Raw genomic sequence first — 18,651 nt, 5'->3', positions numbered from 1 at the left:
AGGCGGTGCTGCGGCTCGGAACTGTTCGGTCCCGGGCGGTTCAGCTCAGGAATTTCCCCTGTACAACTCCACCAGGGTGGCCGGGTCCTGCTCCAGATAACCTTGGCTGCCATGCAGGCGCATCAGTTGCGCGGCCAAGCCGGTAACCGGTGTAGCCGAGCCTTGTTCGTGGGACAACTTCACCGCACTGTCCAGATCCTTGAGCAACGTCTTGACGTGCCACTTGATCGGCTCGAAGCGGCTTTCGGCCATCTGCCCGGCCAGAATCTGCAGCGGTTTGGAGTCGGCAAAGCCGCCTGCCAGCGCCTGTGCCAGTAATCGCGCATCGACGCCGGAGCGTTCGGCCAATGCCACTGCCTCGGCAATCACCAGCGCGTTGCAGGCCACGATCATCTGGTTGCAGGCCTTGGTCACCTGCCCTGCCCCTACCCCACCCATGTGCGTGACGCGTTGGCCCAGGCTGAGCAATACCTCACGCACTCGCTGCAACGGCTCATCCTCAGCCCCGACCATGATTGCAAGGCTGCCGGCTTCGGCGCCCTGGACGCCACCCGATACGGGTGCGTCGATCCAGGCCATCGCGCAGGTGGCCGCGAGCTCTGCCGCCATTTCCCGGGTTGCCGTGGGCTCCAGGCTCGACAGGTCGACCAATACATGATTCGCGCTGCCGGCAGAGGCTATGCCCTGCTCGCCGAAGATGACGCCGCGCACGGCTGCCACGTCGGCCAGGCACGTGAGGACGATATCGGCCTCACGGCAGAGCTGTGCGGGCGTTTGTGCAATACGCGCACCGGCGTCACGCAGTGGTATGCATTTGTCGGCGCTGCGGTTCCAGACGATCAAGGGAAAGCCTGCAGCGAGCAGGCGCCTGCACATGGGCAGCCCCATCAGACCGACACCGGCGAAACCTAACGAAGGGCGTGCACTGCTCATGAATAGCCTCGTGAGATGATCGGAAGTTATTACGCCCTGCGTAAGTTGTTACCTCAGTGTGCAAATGCACAGACTGCTGTTACCAACCTGCACCGTTGCCGACACGCACTGTGCTCCAGAACAGACCATTTCCAAAGCAGGGCGCACCGAAACAGCTCACATGTTGTTTCCAGTCTTTTCCTGAATCAGGATAAAGGGCGAGACAACCACCGCCCATATCTCTGGATCGCGGGTTTGCAGGCTCAGAGCGACCTCATCAGAGACGGCGCCGACAATGCCATCAGAACGCCATTTCGCCACGGTTTCATGGTGATTCTCGGCCATGGCAGCGGCGGCTTCGATCAGATCCAGGCTTGGCGCGACCCAAATCAGGTCACCTTTTGCCCAGAAACGCTCCAGTGCTTTCCATTCGATGATTGCAGTCTCGCCAAGCAATTTGGCATAGAGGGTGCTTGTGTGATCAGTCATGGGGCCCTTGCAGGGAAAATGGCTTTACAAAAAGGCCGCTATTTTTGCAGAAAACCTGGGCTTCAAACACGTAATTGATCGATCGACCTCGAACGCGCGCTTGTACTCGACGCTCAAACCAGACGTTATGGCGCTTTCTTGTATCTTTGTATCGATCACGCGACACCCCTTGAAAGCGTTGTGCCGTGCCGGCTTTTCAAGCGCGCGAACAGCGCTCTACACTGTACCGGTACAGTTCCGGGACAAGTTCCAGGGGAAGGTGGGCTTGCTGCATGATGCGCTCGTATGGCAACCCCCGCCCCGGTCTGTAGCCCTGGCCGCCAGGACTATAAAAATTACAACAGAATGAGTGGAGCACTATGATCAAGATTTCCAAGCTGTTCGCTGCAATGGTACTGGCTGGTGTGGCCAGCCATTCGTTGGCTGCCGATACCATCAAGATCGGTATTGCCGGTCCTAAAACCGGGCCGGTGACACAGTATGGCGACATGCAGTTCGTAGGCGCCAAGCAGGCTATCAAGGACATCAACGCCAAGGGCGGCGTGGATGGCAAGATGCTCGAAGCCAAGGAATATGACGACGCCTGCGATCCCAAGCAGGCCGTGGCAGTTGCCAACAAAGTGGTCAACGATGGCGTCAAGTTCGTGGTTGGCCACCTGTGCTCCAGCTCAACCCAGCCCGCATCGGACATCTACGAAGACGAAGGTGTGATCATGATCACGCCGGCAGCCACCAGCCCGGAAATCACCAGCCGTGGCTACAAGATGATCTTCCGCACCATCGGTCTGGACAGCGCTCAAGGCCCTGCCGCCGGCAACTACATCGCCGACCACGTTAAGCCGAAAGTGGTAGCGGTGCTGCACGACAAGCAGCAATACGGTGAAGGCATCGCCACCGCCGTGAAAAAAACGCTTGAGAGCAAGGGCGTCAAAGTCGCGGTCTTCGAAGGCCTGAACGCGGGTGACAAGGATTTCTCCTCGGTCATCCAGAAGCTCAAGCAGAACAATGTCGACTTCGTCTACTACGGCGGCTACCACCCGGAGCTCGGTCTGATCCTGCGCCAAGCCCAGGAGAAAGGCTTGAAAGCCAAGTTCATGGGGCCTGAGGGCGTGGGTAACGATTCGATCTCGCAGATTGCCCAGAACGCCTCCGAAGGCCTGCTGGTCACGCTGCCGAAGTCCTTCGACGCCGACCCACAGAACAAGGCCATCGTCGACGCCATCAAGGCTGACGGCAAAGACCCGAGCGGCCCGTTCGTGTTCCCGTCCTACTCGGCCGTTGAAGTGATTGCCGCAGGTATCACCAACGCCAAGAGCGAAGACACGGCCAAAGTGGCTGAGGCTATCCACAGCAACACCACCAAGACCCCGACCGGCGACCTGTCCTACGATGCCAAGGGCGACCTGAAAGACTTCAAGTTCGTGGTCTACGAATGGCACTTCGGCAAGCCGAAGACCGAAGTCTCTCCTCAATAACCGCCTGATCATCAGTTGACCTACAAGCCCACTGTGCGAGCAGTGGGCTTTGTTTTACGAGGTTCATGGGCCCGATTGCCGCGATCCGGCAGCCAACCCACCTGAAAATCTTAAAACCGTCACCCGCGGTTCACTGGCCAAGCCCCGTCATCGTCGCCCAGGCCACGAGGCGCGCCGGGTTACCCCCCGCCAGCGAATGCACATCAGGTTTTTAGGAGCGCTTCAATGCCTGAGCTCTATCACTTCTTCCAGCAATTGGTTAATGGATTGACCATCGGCAGCACCTATGCCCTGATCGCCATTGGCTACACGATGGTGTACGGCATCATCGGCATGATCAACTTCGCCCACGGCGAGGTGTACATGATCGGTTCCTACGTCGCCTTCATTGCCCTGGCCGGGCTGGCCATGATGGGCATCGATTCGTTGCCGATTCTGATGACCGTGGCGTTCGTGGCCACCATCTTCGTCACCAGTGCCTATGGCTACAGCATCGAGCGGGTGGCCTACCGGCCGCTGCGTAACAGCAACCGCCTGATTCCTCTGATCTCCGCCATTGGTATGTCGATCTTCCTGCAGAACACCGTACTGCTGTCGCAGGACTCCAAGGACAAATCCATTCCCAACCTGATTCCGGGGAGTTTCTCGTTCGGCCCGGGCGGCGCGGAAGAGGTCCTGGTGTCTTACATGCAGGTTCTGGTGTTCGTGGTCACCCTGGTGGCCATGACCCTGCTGACCCTGTTCATCTCCCGCTCCCGCCTGGGCCGCGCCTGCCGCGCCTGTGCCGAAGACCTGAAGATGGCCAACCTGCTCGGCATCAACACCAACAACATCATTGCCCTGACCTTCGTCATCGGCGCGGCATTGGCTGCCGTGGCAGCGGTACTGCTGAGCATGCAATACGGTGTGATCAACCCCAACGCCGGCTTCCTGGTGGGGCTCAAGGCGTTCACCGCCGCAGTCCTGGGCGGCATTGGCAGCATTCCCGGCGCGATGCTCGGTGGTCTGGTGCTGGGGGTGGCCGAAGCATTCGGCGCTGACATCTTTGGTGACCAGTACAAGGACGTCGTAGCGTTCGGCCTGCTGGTACTCGTCCTGCTGTTCCGGCCGACCGGTATTCTGGGCCGCCCGGAGGTTGAAAAAGTATGAACAGAAATCTCAAACAGGCGCTGTTCAGCGCCATCCTGGTGTGGGCGGTCGCGTTCCCGGTACTGGGCCTGAAGCTGAGCATCGATGGCATTCGTCTGGTGGTACACACCCAGAGCGATTTCACCCTGATGGTGATTGCCGTGTCCTCGGTGCTGATGTTCCTGCGCGTGCTGTTCGACCGGCAATGGAGCGCAGCCATGGGGCAAGGCTCCGGGCGCAAGCTGGTGCCGGCCTCGGTCAGCAACTTCCTGACCCTGCCCAAGACCCAGCGCTGGATCATCCTCGGCCTGATCATGGCCGCGCTGGCCTGGCCGTTCTTCGGTTCACGCGGCGCGGTCGATATCGCCACCCTGATCCTGATCTACGTGATGCTGGGCCTGGGCCTGAACATCGTGGTCGGCCTTGCGGGCCTGCTGGACCTGGGGTATGTCGGGTTCTATGCCGTGGGTGCCTACAGCTACGCGATGCTCTCGCACTATCTGGGCTGGGGTTTCTGGATCTGCCTGCCGATCGCCGGCCTGATGGCGGCCACCTTCGGTTTCCTCCTGGGCTTCCCGGTACTGCGCCTGCGCGGCGACTACCTGGCCATCGTGACCCTGGGCTTCGGCGAAATCATCCGGCTGTTCCTGCGCAACCTCACCGACTGGACCGGCGGTCCGAACGGCATCAGCAACATCGAAAAGCCGAGCTTCTTCGGTTTGACCTTCGAGCGCCGCGCCGCCGAAGGCATGCAGACCTTCCACGAGTACTTCGGCCTGCCATACAACTCGATGAACAAGGTCATCTTCCTGTACCTGGTCGCACTGGTGCTGGCCCTGGTGGCGCTGTTCGTCATCAACCGGTTGTTGCGCATGCCCATCGGCCGCGCCTGGGAAGCGCTGCGTGAAGATGAGATCGCCTGCCGCGCGCTGGGCCTGAACCCGACCATCATCAAGCTTTCGGCCTTTACCCTCGGCGCCAGCTTCGCAGGCTTTGCCGGCAGCTTCTTCGCCGCGCGCCAAGGCCTGGTCACGCCCGAGTCGTTCACCTTCATCGAATCGGCCATCATTCTCGCCATCGTGGTGCTCGGCGGCATGGGTTCGCAGTTGGGCGTGATCCTGGCGGCAATCGTGATGATCCTGCTGCCGGAGCTGATGCGCGAGTTCAGCGAGTACCGGATGCTGATGTTCGGCGCCATGATGGTGCTGATGATGATCTGGCGCCCGCAAGGTCTGCTGCCTATGCAACGTCCCCATATGGAGCTGCGTCGATGAGCCGCGAAATTCTGCAAGTCAGCGGCCTGAGCATGCGCTTTGGTGGGCTGTTGGCGGTCAACGGCGTGGGCCTGACCGTCAAGGAAAAACAGGTCGTGGCATTGATCGGCCCGAACGGCGCCGGCAAGACCACGGTGTTCAACTGCCTGACTGGCTTCTACAAACCCAGCGGCGGCAGCATCCTGCTGGACGGCCAGCCGATCCAGGGTTTGCCGGGCCATCTCATCGCCCGCAAGGGTGTGGTGCGCACCTTCCAGAACGTGCGCCTGTTCAAGGAAATGACGGCGCTGGAAAACCTGCTGATCGCCCAGCATCGCCACCTCAACACCAACTTCTTTGCCGGCCTGTTCAAGACCCCGAGCTTTCGCCGCAGCGAGAAGGAAGCCATGGAGCGTGCGGCGTACTGGCTGGACAAGGTCAACCTGACCGAGTTTGCCAACCGCACTGCAGGCACCCTGGCCTATGGCCAACAGCGACGCCTGGAAATCGCTCGCTGCATGATGACCCAGCCGCGCATCATCATGCTCGACGAGCCTGCGGCGGGCCTGAACCCCAAGGAAACCGAGGACCTGAAGGCCCTCATCGGTTATCTGCGCGAATCCCACAACCTGACCGTGCTGCTGATCGAGCATGACATGAAGCTGGTGATGAGCATTTCCGATCACATCGTGGTGATCAACCAGGGCACGCCCTTGGCCGATGGCACGCCCGAACAGATTCGTGGCAACCCTGATGTGATCAAGGCCTACCTGGGGGAGGCGTAAATGCTCAAGTTCGAAAACGTATCGACCTTCTACGGCAAGATCCAGGCGCTGCACAGCGTCAACGTCGAAATCAACCAGGGTGAAATCGTCACCCTGATCGGCGCCAACGGCGCCGGCAAGTCGACCTTGCTGATGACCCTGTGCGGCTCTCCGCAGGCACACAGCGGCAGCATCAAGTACCTGGGTGAAGAACTGGTTGGCCAGCCCTCCTCGCTGATCATGCGCAAAAGCATCGCGGTAGTGCCTGAAGGCCGCCGCGTGTTCGCCCGCCTGACCGTGGAGGAGAACCTGGCAATGGGCGGCTTCTTCACCAGCAAGGGCGACTATCAAGAGCAGCTCGACAAGGTCTTGCACCTGTTCCCGCGCCTCAAGGAACGCTACGTGCAGCGCGGCGGCACCATGTCAGGTGGCGAACAGCAGATGCTGGCGATCGGCCGGGCGCTGATGAGCAAACCCAAGCTGCTGCTGCTCGATGAGCCGTCGCTGGGCCTGGCGCCCATCATCATCCAGCAGATCTTCGACATCATCGAACAGCTGCGCCGCGATGGCGTCACGGTGTTCCTGGTGGAGCAGAACGCCAACCAGGCCCTGAAAGTGGCCGACCGTGCCTATGTGCTGGAAAACGGGCACGTGGTGATGCAAGGCACGGGTGCTGCACTGCTGGTGGACCCGAAGGTGCGCGACGCCTACCTGGGAGGATGAACGAGAGGGCCTGCGGGCCCTTTTCTTTTGCCTGATCGCGGGTCATCGATGCCGGCCCCTTGAGATCGCCGGCGTGCGTCGGTAACGTTGCCGGCTCTTTTCGTCTTAACGCTGGAGCTTCCATGCGCGCCACCCCTCTCTTGATGCTCGCCACGCTGCTGCCGTTGTTCGCCGGCTGCCAGATGTTCGCCGAGGCGCCCAGCGATCCGAACATCGGCAGCACGCGCATGCAGGGCGAGCTCAGCGCTGGGAACGGCAAGCTGCTGTTCAAGCCGTGCAACGAAAACCGTCGCTTTCTGGTCAATGACGCGGGCAACACCGGCCTGCTGCAGGAAGCCGACAGTCTGGCGCCCGACGCCAAGGCTCGCCTGTTCGCCGACCTGCGCGGTCGCTTGGGCGGCAGTCGCCAGGCTGACAGTGATGGACAGTTCGACGTGCAGCGCTTGTACCGGCTCGAGCGTGCCAGCAATGGCTGTGAAGACCCGAACTTCAAACACCTGACACTGCGCGCCGAAGGCCACTCGCCCGAGTGGGACGTCAAAGCCAGTGGCCGCGGGATGATCATCGAGCGCGCCGGCAAGGACGCCCTTCCCCTGCCGTTCCTCGAAGAAGAGATCCCCGGCGGCGGCCTGAGCCTGTCCAGCGAGGCCAATGCCCAGCACGTCGAGCTGTGGGTCGCCCCGCAGCGCTGCGTCGAGCCCGCCAGCGGCGCCATTCGTCACCTGCGCGCCGAGCTGCGCATCGATGGCCAGGTGTCGCAGGGCTGCGCCTACTTTGGCGGTGCACGCGACAACTGATCGGCCGCTTGCGTTTTGCGCTGCCTGTCGAGGCAGGCAAACGCTTATACTCGTCGGTTTGTATAAAGCCGCCGGCCGACCAAGGCCGGGATACTGGACCTTGTCATGTTACGAATCACCGAACTGAAGCTGCCCCTGGATCATCCTGATGACGCCTTGCGCCAGGCCATCGTGCAACGCCTGGGTATCAGCGATGACCAGCTGCTCAGCTTCACGCTGTTCAAGCGCAGTTACGATGCGCGCAAGAAAAACAGCGAACTGCTGTTCATCTACACCATTGACCTCGAAGCCAGTAACGAAGCAGAGCTGCTGCGCACCTTCGCCGACGATCGCAACATCGGGCCGGCGCCAGATGTGACCTACAGGTACGTGGGCCAGGCGCCGGGCGAGCTGCAGGAACGACCGCTGGTGGTCGGCTTCGGTCCTTGCGGCATCTTTGCCGCGCTGCTCCTGGCGCAAATGGGTTTCAAGCCGATCGTGCTGGAACGTGGCAAGGAAGTCCGTCAGCGCACCAAGGATACCTGGGGCCTGTGGCGCAAGGGCGAGCTCAATCCGGAATCCAACGTGCAGTTCGGCGAAGGCGGTGCCGGAACCTTCTCGGATGGCAAGCTGTACAGCCAGATCAAGGACACCCAGCACCACGGCCGCAAGGTGCTCGAAGAGTTCGTCAGGGCGGGCGCGCCGGACGAGATCCTGTACATCAACAAGCCGCACATCGGCACCTTCCGCCTGACCGGCATGGTAGAGACCATGCGCCAGGAAATCATCGCCCTGGGTGGCGAGGTGCGTTTCCAGGAAAAAGTCAGCGACATCCTGACCGAGGGTGAGCAACTGCTGGGCGTGGTCCTGGAGAGCGGCGAAGAACTGTTGTCCCGCCATGTGGTGCTAGCACTCGGCCACAGCGCCCGTGACACCTTCCGCATGCTGCATGGCAAGGGCGTGTTCATGGAGGCCAAGCCGTTTTCCGTGGGTTTTCGCATCGAACACCCGCAGACCCTCATCGATCAGGCGCGGCTGGGCAAGTATGCCGGCCACCCGAAACTGGGTGCGGCCGATTACAAACTGGTCTATCACGCCAAGAACGGACGCTCGGTGTACAGCTTCTGCATGTGCCCGGGCGGTACCGTGGTGGCGGCCACCAGCGAGCCGGGACGCGTGGTCACCAACGGCATGAGCCAGTATTCACGCAATGAGCGCAATGCCAACTCGGGCCTGGTGGTGGGTATCGATCCGGAGCGCGACTACCCTGGCGGCCCGCTGGCCGGCATCGAGTTGCAGGAGCGCCTGGAAACCCTGGCCTATGAGATGGGCGGCAGCAACTATCAGGCGCCTGCGCAGTTGGTGGGTGATTTCGTGGCCGGCCGGGCGTCAACCGCACTGGGAAGCGTCGAACCCTCCTACAAGCCTGGCGTCACGCTGGTCGACCTGGCCAAGAGCCTGCCGGACTTCGCCATCGAAGCCATTCGCGAGGCGTTGCCGGCGTTCGATCGGCAGATCAAGGGCTACAGCCTGCATGATGCCGTCCTGACCGGCCTCGAGACACGCACCTCTTCGCCACTGCGCATCACGCGCGGAGTTGACTTCCAGAGCGTCAATCTCAAAGGGCTGTTCCCTGCAGGTGAAGGCGCGGGCTACGCAGGAGGAATCCTGTCGGCCGGCGTTGACGGTATTCGTATTGCCGAAGCCGTAGCGCGCGCAATGCTCGACGACCACGCGCGCTGAACCTGCCAGGAGCCGGGCCATGTGATACGCACCCGGCTATCACCGGGTAGCCACCACCGCTCAAGCGCAGACGCAAAAAAACCCGACCGGCCTGGCCGAGTCGGGTTTTTTTATGCATCGAATCAGTGTGAAACGCGGCTGGTGCCGTCCACCGTCATGATGCGCACGCGCTCGCCGACCCGGAACACTTCGTTCTGCTGCACCGACTGCACATAGGCGCGCATGCTGCCGTCGTCTTCACGGACGGTGATTTCAACACCCTGGGTACGGGTGATGCCCTCTTCAGCCGCAGAACCTGCCAGGCCACCCGCCAGCGCACCGATCACGGCGGCAACCAGGCTGCCACGACCACCGCCGATGGCGCTGCCGGCAACGCCACCGACAATTGCGCCAGCACCGCCGCCGATTGGCGTCTTGGTGCCTTCGATCTTGACCGGTCGCAGGGATTCGATGGTCCCCATGCGAACGGTCTGCACGCGGCGGGCCTCGTCACGGGAATAACTGTCACCTGACAGATTGGAAGCACAGCCTCCAAGCAGCAGCGACGCGGTGGTGAAGGCCGCCACCAGCAAAGCGGATTTACGCATGGGTCAAATCTCCATTGGCAAGGTGTCCATTAGACGCCGAGCGATTACGGCTGTCACGACGGCAACACAGAAAAAAAGCGTGTCGTTCAGCCCCTATACAGCTTGGGCCGCGACGACACGGCTACGTGATAGACGTGTGACCTGCAGAGGGCGTCGATCGTTGCACACGGCGTGCAAGCAATGGCACCAATGGCTCAGGGGGCGAGGCGCTCGCGCTGCCATTGCCCTTGACTGAGGCGGTAGTTCAGCCGGTCATGCAGACGGCTGGAACGCCCTTGCCAGAACTCGATGCGATCGGGGAGCAGACGATAGCCACCCCAGTGCTCGGGGCAATGGGGCTGACTGTCGGAAAAGCGCGCCTCAGTGGCTTTGACCAGCGCTTCGAGTGCCTGGCGATCCGCAATCACCTGGCTCTGTGACGAAGCCCAGGCCCCCAGACGGCTACCCAACGGACGGACCTGGAAATAATCGTCCGATTCCTGTGCCGTTACTTTCTCGATCCGACCTTCGATCCGCACCTGGCGCTCAAGCGCTGGCCAGAAGAATGTCATTGCGGCAAACGGGCGCGCCGCCAGTTGCTGGCCCTTGGCACTGTCGTAGTTGGTGAAGAAGGTAAAGCCCTGCGCATCCAGCCCTTTGAGCAGCAGCACCCGGCAGTGCGGACGCCCGTCAGCATCAACCGTCGCCACGGTCATGGCGTTGACTTCGACGGGCGCCTGCTCGGTCTGGACCGCGTCGCTGAACCACTGTTCGAACAGGCTGAAGGGTTCAGCAGGAGCCTGGTCCTCGACCAGGCCATCGCGGGTGTAGTCGCGGCGCATATCGGCCAGGGACTGGGTCATCACTGGTTTCCTTGACGATCAGTTGGTCTTGGCCGAGGTGTTAGCGGCAACGCGCTTGTCGGTGTCGGCCTTCTTGGCGGCAGCCTTGGCCGGTGCAGCGGCTTTCTTCGCCGCCGGTTTGGCAGGCGTCTTGGCCTTGGCAGCGGGCTTTTTCGCAGCCGGTTTGGCGGCTGTCTTGGCGGCGGGCTTGGCAGCGGCCTTGGCCGCAGGTTTGGCAGCCGGCGCCGCGGCAGCAGGCTTGGCGTTCTGCACGGCAACCATCGAAGCTGGGGTCGGCGCAGGGACTGCCTGCTGATACTTGGCCATCAGGGCGAGCATGGTGTTCTGCGGGGTCAGCAACAGCTCCACACGGCGGTTCAATGCTCGGCCTTCGGCGCTGTCGTTGGCAGCACGCGGCATGACCGCGCCCATACCTTTGAGGGTGAGCCGATCACGTTGCAAGCCGCTGAGACGGAAGATGGCCGACACCGAAGCGGCGCGTTCCAGGCTCAGGCGCTGGTTGGCCGCGGCAACACCACTGCTGTCGGCGTGGCCCAGGACCAGCACGGCGGTCTTCGGATCACCTTCGACGACCTTGGCCACGCGGGTAATCGGCGCCAAGGTGATGGGCAGCAGCATGTTCGGACGATCAGGGTTGTACGAGCCATCGACCGGAATGGTCACTGCCAGCACGTCTTCGCGCCGTTCCAGCTCGAACTTGCTGTCTTTGAGCGCTTCCCGCAACTTGGGCTCGTACTGGTCAAGCCAGGCCTGGGTCGCTTTCTGGTCAATCTTGGGCACGGCGGCCACCGGGTCTTTCGCCCCAGCGTCATTGCCACCGAACGGCCACCACCAACGGTTGCCCGCAGCGTCCTTGCCGGCAGCTTTGGCATCGGCCTGAGCGACCTTTTCAGTCACGGCATCCTTGACGTCTTGATCGGCCACCTTGTCCGAGCCAAACGGCCACCAGCTACGACCACTGTCGCTCGAGGCAGTCTGTTGCGAGTGCTGAGCGCAGCCAGTCATGGCCAGGCACAGGGCGAGAGCTAAGGTTTTATGTGAAGACATCAGCGATACACCATGAATTGAAAAGGAATTTTGCCAGCGCACATCGAGCAGTGGCCTTCAGGATAGACAAAGGACTCAGGCAATACAGCACTACCCGATCAAAGGCAGGCGCGCAGCACCTGCACCAGCCGCTGGGCGCGCGGATCCATCAATATGTAGGGGCCCAGGGTGTTGGTGACAAAGCCGAACGCCACGTCGTATTCGGGGTCCGCGAAGCCGACCGAGCCACCAGCGCCGGGGTGGCCGAAGGCCCGCGCGCCGAGACCGAAGGTGGCGTTGGGCACGTCTGGCTGGTCGAGCATGCATCCCAGGCCAAAGCGCGTCTGGGTCAACAGCGTCCGGTCCTGGCCAAGGCTGTGTTCGCGCGTCAGCTGGTCGAGCAGCTCGGATTCCAGCAGGCTGCCGTCCAGCAGGCCGGCATAGAAACCCGCCAGGCTGCGGGCGTTGCCATGACCATTGGCCGCCGGCTGCTGCATGCGCCGCCACTCGGGTTTGTTGGTGCTGGTGAGAATCGCGGGTGGGTTGGTGAACGCACGGGTCGACAGCGCCTCGGGCTCACGCAGCGTCACCTGCAGCAGGCGCTGGGCCGCCGCATCGCCCGGATTGCCTTTGCCACGAGCGATATGGGCAACCCGGTAGAACTCCTCATCGGCCAGCCCGACATGGAAATCCAGCCCTAGCGGTTTGGCAGTCCGCGCAACGATCGACTCACCTGGGCCACGCCCATCGACCCTGCGGATCAGTTCGCCAACCAGCCAGCCATAGGTGATTGCCGCATAACCGTGCTCGGCACCTGGAGTCCACCACGGGCGCTCGGCGGCCAGCGCCGCAGTCATTGCCTGCCAGTCGTACAACGCTTCGGGGGCTAGCAGCTCCCGGATGGCCGGCAGGCCAGCGCGGTGACTCAGCAGCTGGCGCAGGGTCACGGCGTCCTTCCCGGCCTGGGAAAACGCCGGCCAATAGTGTGTCACCGGTGCATCGAGGGCCAATTTGCCTTCATCAACCAGTTGCAACGCGGTAACGGCAGTGAAGGTCTTGGTGCAGGAGAACAGATTGGCGATGGTGTCGCTGTGCCAGGCTTCTTGGCCATCGCGATCGGCCGTGCCGGCCCAGAGGTCGACGACTGTCTGGCCGCCCACCTGCACGCACAGCGCTGCGCCGCGTTCCTGGGGATCATCGAACAGAGACGCGAAGGCCTCGCGCAGCGCCTCGAACTTCAGCTCGTAATGCCCCTGAATCTGCACGCGTTGACGCTCCTGACGGTCGGAAAAGGCGTGCATTGTTTCAGCACTTGACCTGTTTGCATACAGGCCAGGTGTTGTAGGGGTACGTCAGACGCTGGACCCGAGCTGAGTGTGGTGCTGCAGAAACACCACACTAGCACTGAGGTCGATCAAGGCGCAGGCGAGCCCAACTGCTTGGCCAATTGCTCGTTGAGCAGCAGGTTGCGCTTGCGCACCGCTTCGACGAAGCCAGTCCAGGCCACATTGGTGATCGCCACCAGCCCGAGGTGGCCGTTCTCGCCATCGAGCAGGCGGCCGCTGGCAGGCTGATCGAGGTACTGGAACCAATGCGCACCGACGATCATCGGCTGCTCCAGCGCCGCAGTGAGGAAGGTGGCGTAGGCAGCGCCACGGTCCTCTTCTCGCGCCAATTCAAGCGGCCCCGGCCAGAAGGGGCCGCGGTCACGCGAGCCAAATTGGAACTCGGAAACCAGCACCGGTTTGTCGAGTTCGGCCAACTCGGCGAAGTCGTAGCCGTCCTGAGGTTTGAGGGTATAGAAGTTGAAGCTCAACACGTCGCAGAACTCAGCGCAGGCCTTCACCGCCTCAGGCGAGGTGACCCCGTAGCGTCCGCCGAGCAGCAGGTGGTTGGGCGCATGCCATTTCAGGGCGTCGGCGATGGTCTTGAAGTAGGTCTGGGCGAAGACTTCCTGGAAATGCTGGTAGTCGCGCTCGATCTCCGGGTGCTCAGGGTTGGGCAGCGGCGCCTCGAAGCCTGGATCCTCCATCAGTTCCCAGGCTTGCAAGTCGATGCCCCATGCCTTGGACAGCCCCTGCTGGTTGCGGTACTTGTCGCGCAGCTGCTTGAGAAAGGCGCGCTTGGCCGGTACATCGGTGGTCAGGCGCAAGGTGCCGAAGGCCAGGCCGTAGCGGGCCTTCGCATCAGCACCAGGCGCGGCCCACGCCAGTTCGTTGTCGGCGAAGTAGCCGATCAGCCAGGGGTCGTCGCGGTGATCGCGGGTGGCGATCGCCACCGCACGCTCGGTGGCCATGGCAAAGCGCGGATCGAACGGGTCAGGCATGCGTCCCCACCAGTCCATGCCGGTGCTGATGCTGGCGTAGTCGCCGACGATGGCCAGCGGCAAGGTGTAGGGAATGCGCTGCGTCTGCCCCAACGCCGGATCGCTCCAGTTGCCCAGCGTGTTGAAGCCCCAGGCGAGCAGCCGGTCGATGGCGTGGGTCTGCCAGCGGTCGGCGTCAACGCTGGGTGCCGGACAGTCGGTGGCCGGCTGCCCTTCGACCTGCGCCGGGCAGGCATTGGCCTGACTGCGATACAGATTGGCCGCGTAGAAGTCGTACCACTCACCCTGCTTGAAACCACGGCCTTGCGAAGAGGCATTGCCATCGTCGTTGTTGCCTTTGCCGGAGAACGCAGCGAGCGGTTCGCCTGCGGCTGGCAATGCCTTGAACATGCCCTCGCGCCCGCTGACATAGGTCCGCCCACCGTCGGCCGCGACCGCATTGACACCCAGCGAGAAGAAGCCGTGCCCGTCGGGCGTTACCAGGTACCAGTGACCGTCACGTTTCTCGGTGCGGAAAAAACCTCTCGCCTCGAAGGCAGGGCCTGCCAGCACTCCGCCGTAGGGGTCGAGCTTGAGCGCACCGCGCTCGCCAAGCCATGCCTGCACGTGCTGTTGCTCGCGACTGGCAGCAGCCTTGAGTTGCTCGTCAGTGGCGATCTTGTCTGGCCAGTTGGCACGGGTCGACTGGCCGTAGCCGTCGATCAGGCCCGCATAGGCTGCCGTGTAGGCCTGGTCGTCGTCCTGCACGCCGACTTTTTCGATCAGCAGGCTCTGCGCGACATTGGGCTTGGGAATGCTCAGGCTGACCGAACTCACCTGCTTCAAGTCCACCGCCCCCACGCTATTGGTCAACAGCAGACGTTGCCCTTCATGACTCCAGGGCATCGGCGGCCCGGCGCGCATGCCCTGACTCAATGCCGAGCGGGCCGTGAGTGGCACCATCACCGTCTGCGCAGGGCCTGAAGGCACGTCGATGCGGCTGGTGAGTGTCTGTCCATCCTGGCTCTTGACCACGACATCCACGCTCAATGCCCAGTCCATTCCGCTTTGCAGGCGCAGGGTAAGAAACTGCCCGCTGGACCAATCCCAGCTGCCGGTCTGCGGGGTGAGCTGCAACGTGGGCCGCTCGGCCGGGTTGAACACCACCCGCCGTAGCACTTCGCCCTGCGCTGTCTGTTCAGCGTTGTACTGCGGCAAGGCAGTGTCCTGCGTGACCACATTGATCACGGAAGTGGGCCGGACGAAGCTGAACAATGTCTGCTGCCCGGCCAACAAGGGCGCGCTGAACATCAGGGCGAGTACGGCAGGCAGGCTGCGAGGGATCATGGGCCGGTGATACTCCTTGAAGAGCCCCAGTGGGCTCATGACCTAGGCTCTGTACGAAAAGCCTTGATACTCGTTCATGCTGCGTTGAAAACCAGCTCGGAATGCTCATGTACTCCAGTACACTCCGCTTCCTCGCCGCTTTTCGCCTTGCCTGACCTTCGTCTCAAGACTTTTCGTACAGAGCCTAATAGATGACAACGGCCCGACGCGTCATGCGCCGGGCATCAGCCGATTTCCCGCCGGAAGGGCGGTAGCGCATTGAGAATAGCCTTCCCGTAACGTTGGGTGACCAGCCGCCGATCGAGCAGGGTGATGACGCCGCGGTCCTGCTCGGTACGCAGCAACCGGCCGCAGGCCTGGATCAGCCGCAGAGAGGCATCGGGCACGGCGATTTCCATGAAGGGATTGCCGCCGCGCGCCTCGATCCACTCGGCAAGGGCGGCTTCGACCGGATCGTCTGGCACCGCAAAGGGAATCTTGGCGATGACCACGTGCTCGCAATAGGCACCCGGCAGGTCGACCCCTTCAGCAAAGCTGGCCAGCCCGAACAGCACGCTGTGCTGCCCGTCATCGACGCGCGCCTTGTGCTTGTTGAGGGTTTCCTGCTTGGACAGGTTGCCCTGAATCAGCACCAGCTTGCGCCAGTCGCGGTCCAGGCCATCGAACACGTCCTGCATCTGTTTGCGCGAGGAGAACAGCACCAGCGCGCCGCGGGCGTCTTCGACGATGCCCGGCAGGTCGCGGATGATGGCGGCGGTATGCGCCGTGGCATCACGCGGGTCGGCGCGTAGATCGGGCACCCGCAGCACGCCGGCGTCGCCGTGCACGAACGGGCTCGGCACGACGCAGGTCATGGCGTCGCGCGGCAAACCCGAGCGCATGCGAAAGCGGTCGAACTTGCCCAGCGCGGTGAGCGTGGCCGAGGTCACCAGCGCCCCGTAGGCCACGTTCCACAGGTTGCGCCGCAGCATTTCGGCAGCCAGGATCGGGCTGGCGTTGACCTCGATGTCGTACTGGGCACCGCTTTCAGCCAGCGACAACCAGCGCGCCATGGGCGGGCTGTCTTCAGGGTCTTCGGCGGTGAATGCCGTCCACAGTTCCCAGTTGCCCTGGGCGCGGGTCACCAGGCTACCGAACAGCGGGTACCACTCCTCGGCCTGATGGCTGGGTATACCGATGCTGACCTCGCTGTCCATGCCTTCCTTGAGCAGATCAGCCAGACGGGTGAAGAGGTCGTTGAGGCGCGCGAAGCCCTTTTTCAGCTCGATGCCGGCCTCGCGGATTTCATCGGGCACCACCCCGCCGACAAAGCGGTAACGCGGGCGGTCACGACCTTCCGTGTCTTCGCTGGGGCGGAACTCGGCCACCTGCTCGCACAGGGTGAACATGAACTGCTGCTGGGTACGGATTTCCCGAGCCAGCTCCGGCACCTGCTCGATCCATTTGCCCAGATCACCAGGCAAGGTTTGCTGAGCCAGCAGTTTGGTGAGGTTCTTGGCCGTCTGCTCCAGCCAGTCGGCGGTAGAACGCAGGCGCGAGAAGTGCGCGAAATGGCCGATGGCCTTGTCGGGCAGGTGATGCCCTTCGTCGAACACGTACATCGTTTCGCGCGGGTCGGGCAGCACCGCACCGCCGCCCAGGGCAAGGTCGGCCAGGACCATGTCGTGGTTGGTGACGATGACATCGACCTTGCCCATGCCCTCACGCGCCTTGTAGAACACGCACTGCTGGAAATTCGGGCAATGGCGGCCGGTGCACTGGCTGTGATCGGTGGTCAGGCGCGCCCAGTCCTGGTCTTCCAGAGCCTCTGGCCAGCTGTCACGATCACCGTCCCAGCGGTTGCCGGCGAGCTTTTCGATCATGCCGTTGAACAGTTTCTGGCTGCGCTCGTCCACCTCGATGTGGAAGCCTTCTTCCTCGAACAGCTGTGCCGTGGCCGACTGCGCCTGACCTTCCTGCAGCAGTACGTCGAGCTTGGACAGGCACAGGTAGCGACCCCGGCCCTTGGCCAGGGCGAAGCTGAAGTTGAGGCCGCTGTTGCGCATCAGGTCAGGCAGGTCCTTGAAGACGATCTGCTCCTGCAGGGCAACCGTGGCAGTGGCGATCACCAGGCGTTTGCCAGCCGCCTTGGCCGCGGGAATAGCCGCCAGGCTATAGGCCACCGTCTTGCCGGTACCGGTGCCGGCCTCGACCGCAACCACCGCAGGTTCGCCGGCACGCTTGCCCTCTTCGTCCACGGCGATGTCGCCAAGGACCTTGGCCACCTCCGCAATCATCAACCGCTGGCCATAGCGCGGCTTGAGGCTCTTGGCTTCGAGGAAACGCGAGTAGGCGCCTTGGATGGTGGCTTTGAGTTCGTTGCTGATCATGGTCTGCGTGCCCGAAGGGCTGGATATATTTTCAGTGCTTTCACGGGCCGGCTATCATACCCGGCTATTGCCCGTTATGCCCGATGGAGTTCTGCATGCTTGCCTTTACCCTGCCCTACACACTGCATGTTCTAGCGGCCCTGATCTGGGTCGGCGGCATGTTCTTCGCCTGGCTGGTACTGCGCCCGGCGCTGGCTGCAGCCCTGGACGGACCGTCGCGGCTGCGTGTCTGGGCGGAAGTTTTCCCACGCTTCTTCGGATGGGTCTGGGTGTCGATAGCGATCTTGGCGATCAGCGGCGTGGCTATGGTCCACCTGCGCTTCAATGGCTTCGAAACCGCGCCGCGCTATGTGCAATGGATGATGGGCGGAGCCATCGTCATGGTCGCGGTGTTCCTGCGCGTGCATGCCTTGCTCCTGCCACAGTTACGCGCGGCGGTGCAGGGCGAGGCCTGGGCAGACGGCGCTCAGGTACTGGCGCGTATCCGACGGATGGTGGGCCTGAACCTGCTGCTGGGCCTGGTGGTGGTTGCCTTGGCCAGCGCACGCTGGAGCGTCTGATCTGACCCTTCGCTAGCGGCGAGGCAACGGCCTGGGGAGGGTCAGGATGTGGAAGATGCCGGTCAGCAGAATCTGCAGGCGATCGAACCAGCGGTGACTGCGCTCGCGCAGGCTGCCATTGAACAGCAGCACCTCGAGCACATGCAGCCCGAGCAACGTACTGCCGGCGGCGCGGATCAGCAGGTCGAATGGCATGGCCTGGGGCCGCAGGCCGTTGAACAACACCACTCCCCAGAACAGCACGGTCAGGGCTTTGCCCACAGCCAGCATGACGTTCATGGCGCGCTCCCCCAGGTGATCCAGTAATCCAGTAATCCAGTAATCCAGTAATCCAGTAATCCAGTAATCCAGT

At 62.6% G+C, this 18,651-nt stretch carries 17 protein-coding genes; 8 read left to right on the top strand and 9 right to left on the bottom strand.

Translation table 11 applies throughout. From position 1 onward, the window contains the following. Nucleotides 1–45 precede the first annotated feature (45 nt). Together RT028_RS10960 and RT028_RS10955 are read right to left on the bottom strand one after the other, a co-directional pair. Nucleotides 46–933 (bottom strand): NAD(P)-dependent oxidoreductase, encoded by an 888-nt coding sequence (locus RT028_RS10960; protein WP_312934828.1) that lies wholly within the window; start codon nt 931–933, stop codon nt 46–48. A gap of 156 nt (nt 934–1,089) precedes the next feature. After that, nucleotides 1,090–1,401, bottom strand: coding sequence for a DUF2288 domain-containing protein (locus RT028_RS10955; protein ID WP_312934827.1), 312 nt, complete (start codon nt 1,399–1,401; stop codon nt 1,090–1,092). Nucleotides 1,402–1,760: 359 nt separating this feature from the next. On the opposite strand from RT028_RS10955, the gene RT028_RS10950 reads away from it, so the two are divergent. The 7 genes from RT028_RS10950 to RT028_RS10920 all read left to right on the top strand — a co-directional run bounded on the left by RT028_RS10950 (nt 1,761) and on the right by RT028_RS10920 (nt 9,263). Beyond that, complete coding sequence (locus RT028_RS10950; RefSeq protein ID WP_312934825.1) at nt 1,761–2,876, top strand: branched-chain amino acid ABC transporter substrate-binding protein; 1,116 nt, start codon at nt 1,761–1,763, stop codon at nt 2,874–2,876. Between the two features lie 225 nt (nt 2,877–3,101). Continuing rightward, a complete protein-coding gene (livH, locus tag RT028_RS10945; RefSeq protein ID WP_312934823.1) occupies nt 3,102–4,025 on the top strand; it encodes a high-affinity branched-chain amino acid ABC transporter permease LivH in 924 nt (307 codons plus the stop codon). Beyond that, nucleotides 4,022–5,278 carry a high-affinity branched-chain amino acid ABC transporter permease LivM gene (locus tag RT028_RS10940; protein WP_312934822.1) on the top strand — a complete coding sequence of 419 codons (1,257 nt, stop codon included), beginning with the start codon at nt 4,022–4,024 and terminating at the stop codon, nt 5,276–5,278. The genes livH and RT028_RS10940 overlap by 4 nt, the downstream gene beginning before the upstream one ends. After that, on the top strand, nt 5,275–6,042 hold the full coding sequence (livG, locus tag RT028_RS10935) for a high-affinity branched-chain amino acid ABC transporter ATP-binding protein LivG (RefSeq protein WP_312934819.1): 768 nt from the start codon (nt 5,275–5,277) through the stop codon (nt 6,040–6,042). The genes RT028_RS10940 and livG overlap by 4 nt, the downstream gene beginning before the upstream one ends. Then, a complete protein-coding gene (locus RT028_RS10930) occupies nt 6,043–6,744 on the top strand; it encodes an ATP-binding cassette domain-containing protein (RefSeq protein WP_312934818.1) in 702 nt (233 codons plus the stop codon). It begins immediately after the preceding gene. Between the two features lie 122 nt (nt 6,745–6,866). Beyond that, nucleotides 6,867–7,541: a hypothetical protein gene (locus RT028_RS10925; protein ID WP_312934817.1), complete on the top strand. Its 675-nt coding sequence runs from the start codon at nt 6,867–6,869 to the stop codon at nt 7,539–7,541. 105 nt (nt 7,542–7,646) lie between these two features. Next, nucleotides 7,647–9,263, top strand: a complete 1,617-nt coding sequence (locus tag RT028_RS10920) for an NAD(P)/FAD-dependent oxidoreductase (protein ID WP_312934816.1) — start codon at nt 7,647–7,649, stop codon at nt 9,261–9,263. Nucleotides 9,264–9,385: 122 nt separating this feature from the next. Here RT028_RS10920 and RT028_RS10915 read toward each other — a convergent pair whose 3' ends face one another. The 6 genes from RT028_RS10915 to dinG form a co-directional block, all read right to left on the bottom strand. Then, complete coding sequence (locus RT028_RS10915; protein WP_312934815.1) at nt 9,386–9,850, bottom strand: glycine zipper 2TM domain-containing protein; 465 nt, start codon at nt 9,848–9,850, stop codon at nt 9,386–9,388. A gap of 194 nt (nt 9,851–10,044) precedes the next feature. Continuing rightward, complete coding sequence (gene pdxH / locus RT028_RS10910) at nt 10,045–10,692, bottom strand: pyridoxamine 5'-phosphate oxidase (protein ID WP_312934814.1); 648 nt, start codon at nt 10,690–10,692, stop codon at nt 10,045–10,047. A gap of 18 nt (nt 10,693–10,710) precedes the next feature. Then, nucleotides 10,711–11,739, bottom strand: a complete 1,029-nt coding sequence (locus RT028_RS10905; RefSeq protein ID WP_312934813.1) for an OmpA family protein — start codon at nt 11,737–11,739, stop codon at nt 10,711–10,713. 98 nt (nt 11,740–11,837) lie between these two features. Beyond that, the gene (locus RT028_RS10900; RefSeq protein ID WP_312934833.1) at nt 11,838–12,983 is read right to left on the bottom strand and encodes a serine hydrolase domain-containing protein; all 1,146 of its coding nucleotides are present in this window, start codon (nt 12,981–12,983) and stop codon (nt 11,838–11,840) included. Nucleotides 12,984–13,132: 149 nt separating this feature from the next. After that, nucleotides 13,133–15,370: a beta-galactosidase gene (locus tag RT028_RS10895; protein ID WP_312934811.1), complete on the bottom strand. Its 2,238-nt coding sequence runs from the start codon at nt 15,368–15,370 to the stop codon at nt 13,133–13,135. A 224-nt stretch (nt 15,371–15,594) separates the two neighbouring features. Continuing rightward, the gene (dinG, locus tag RT028_RS10890; protein WP_312934809.1) at nt 15,595–17,739 is read right to left on the bottom strand and encodes an ATP-dependent DNA helicase DinG; all 2,145 of its coding nucleotides are present in this window, start codon (nt 17,737–17,739) and stop codon (nt 15,595–15,597) included. Nucleotides 17,740–17,834: 95 nt separating this feature from the next. Between dinG and RT028_RS10885 the strand changes: the two genes are divergently transcribed. Then, nucleotides 17,835–18,299 carry a DUF4149 domain-containing protein gene (locus RT028_RS10885; protein ID WP_312934808.1) on the top strand — a complete coding sequence of 155 codons (465 nt, stop codon included), beginning with the start codon at nt 17,835–17,837 and terminating at the stop codon, nt 18,297–18,299. A gap of 12 nt (nt 18,300–18,311) precedes the next feature. Here RT028_RS10885 and RT028_RS10880 read toward each other — a convergent pair whose 3' ends face one another. Then, nucleotides 18,312–18,578 carry a DUF1145 domain-containing protein gene (locus RT028_RS10880; RefSeq protein WP_312934831.1) on the bottom strand — a complete coding sequence of 89 codons (267 nt, stop codon included), beginning with the start codon at nt 18,576–18,578 and terminating at the stop codon, nt 18,312–18,314. Nucleotides 18,579–18,651: the final 73 nt, after the last annotated feature.

Origin of the sequence: Pseudomonas sp., from assembly GCF_032058845.1 — a bacterium.
Classification (GTDB): domain Bacteria; phylum Pseudomonadota; class Gammaproteobacteria; order Pseudomonadales; family Pseudomonadaceae; genus Aquipseudomonas.
The sequence above is the reverse complement of the archived record's forward strand: the minus strand, read 5'-3'. Positions and strand labels throughout refer to the sequence as shown.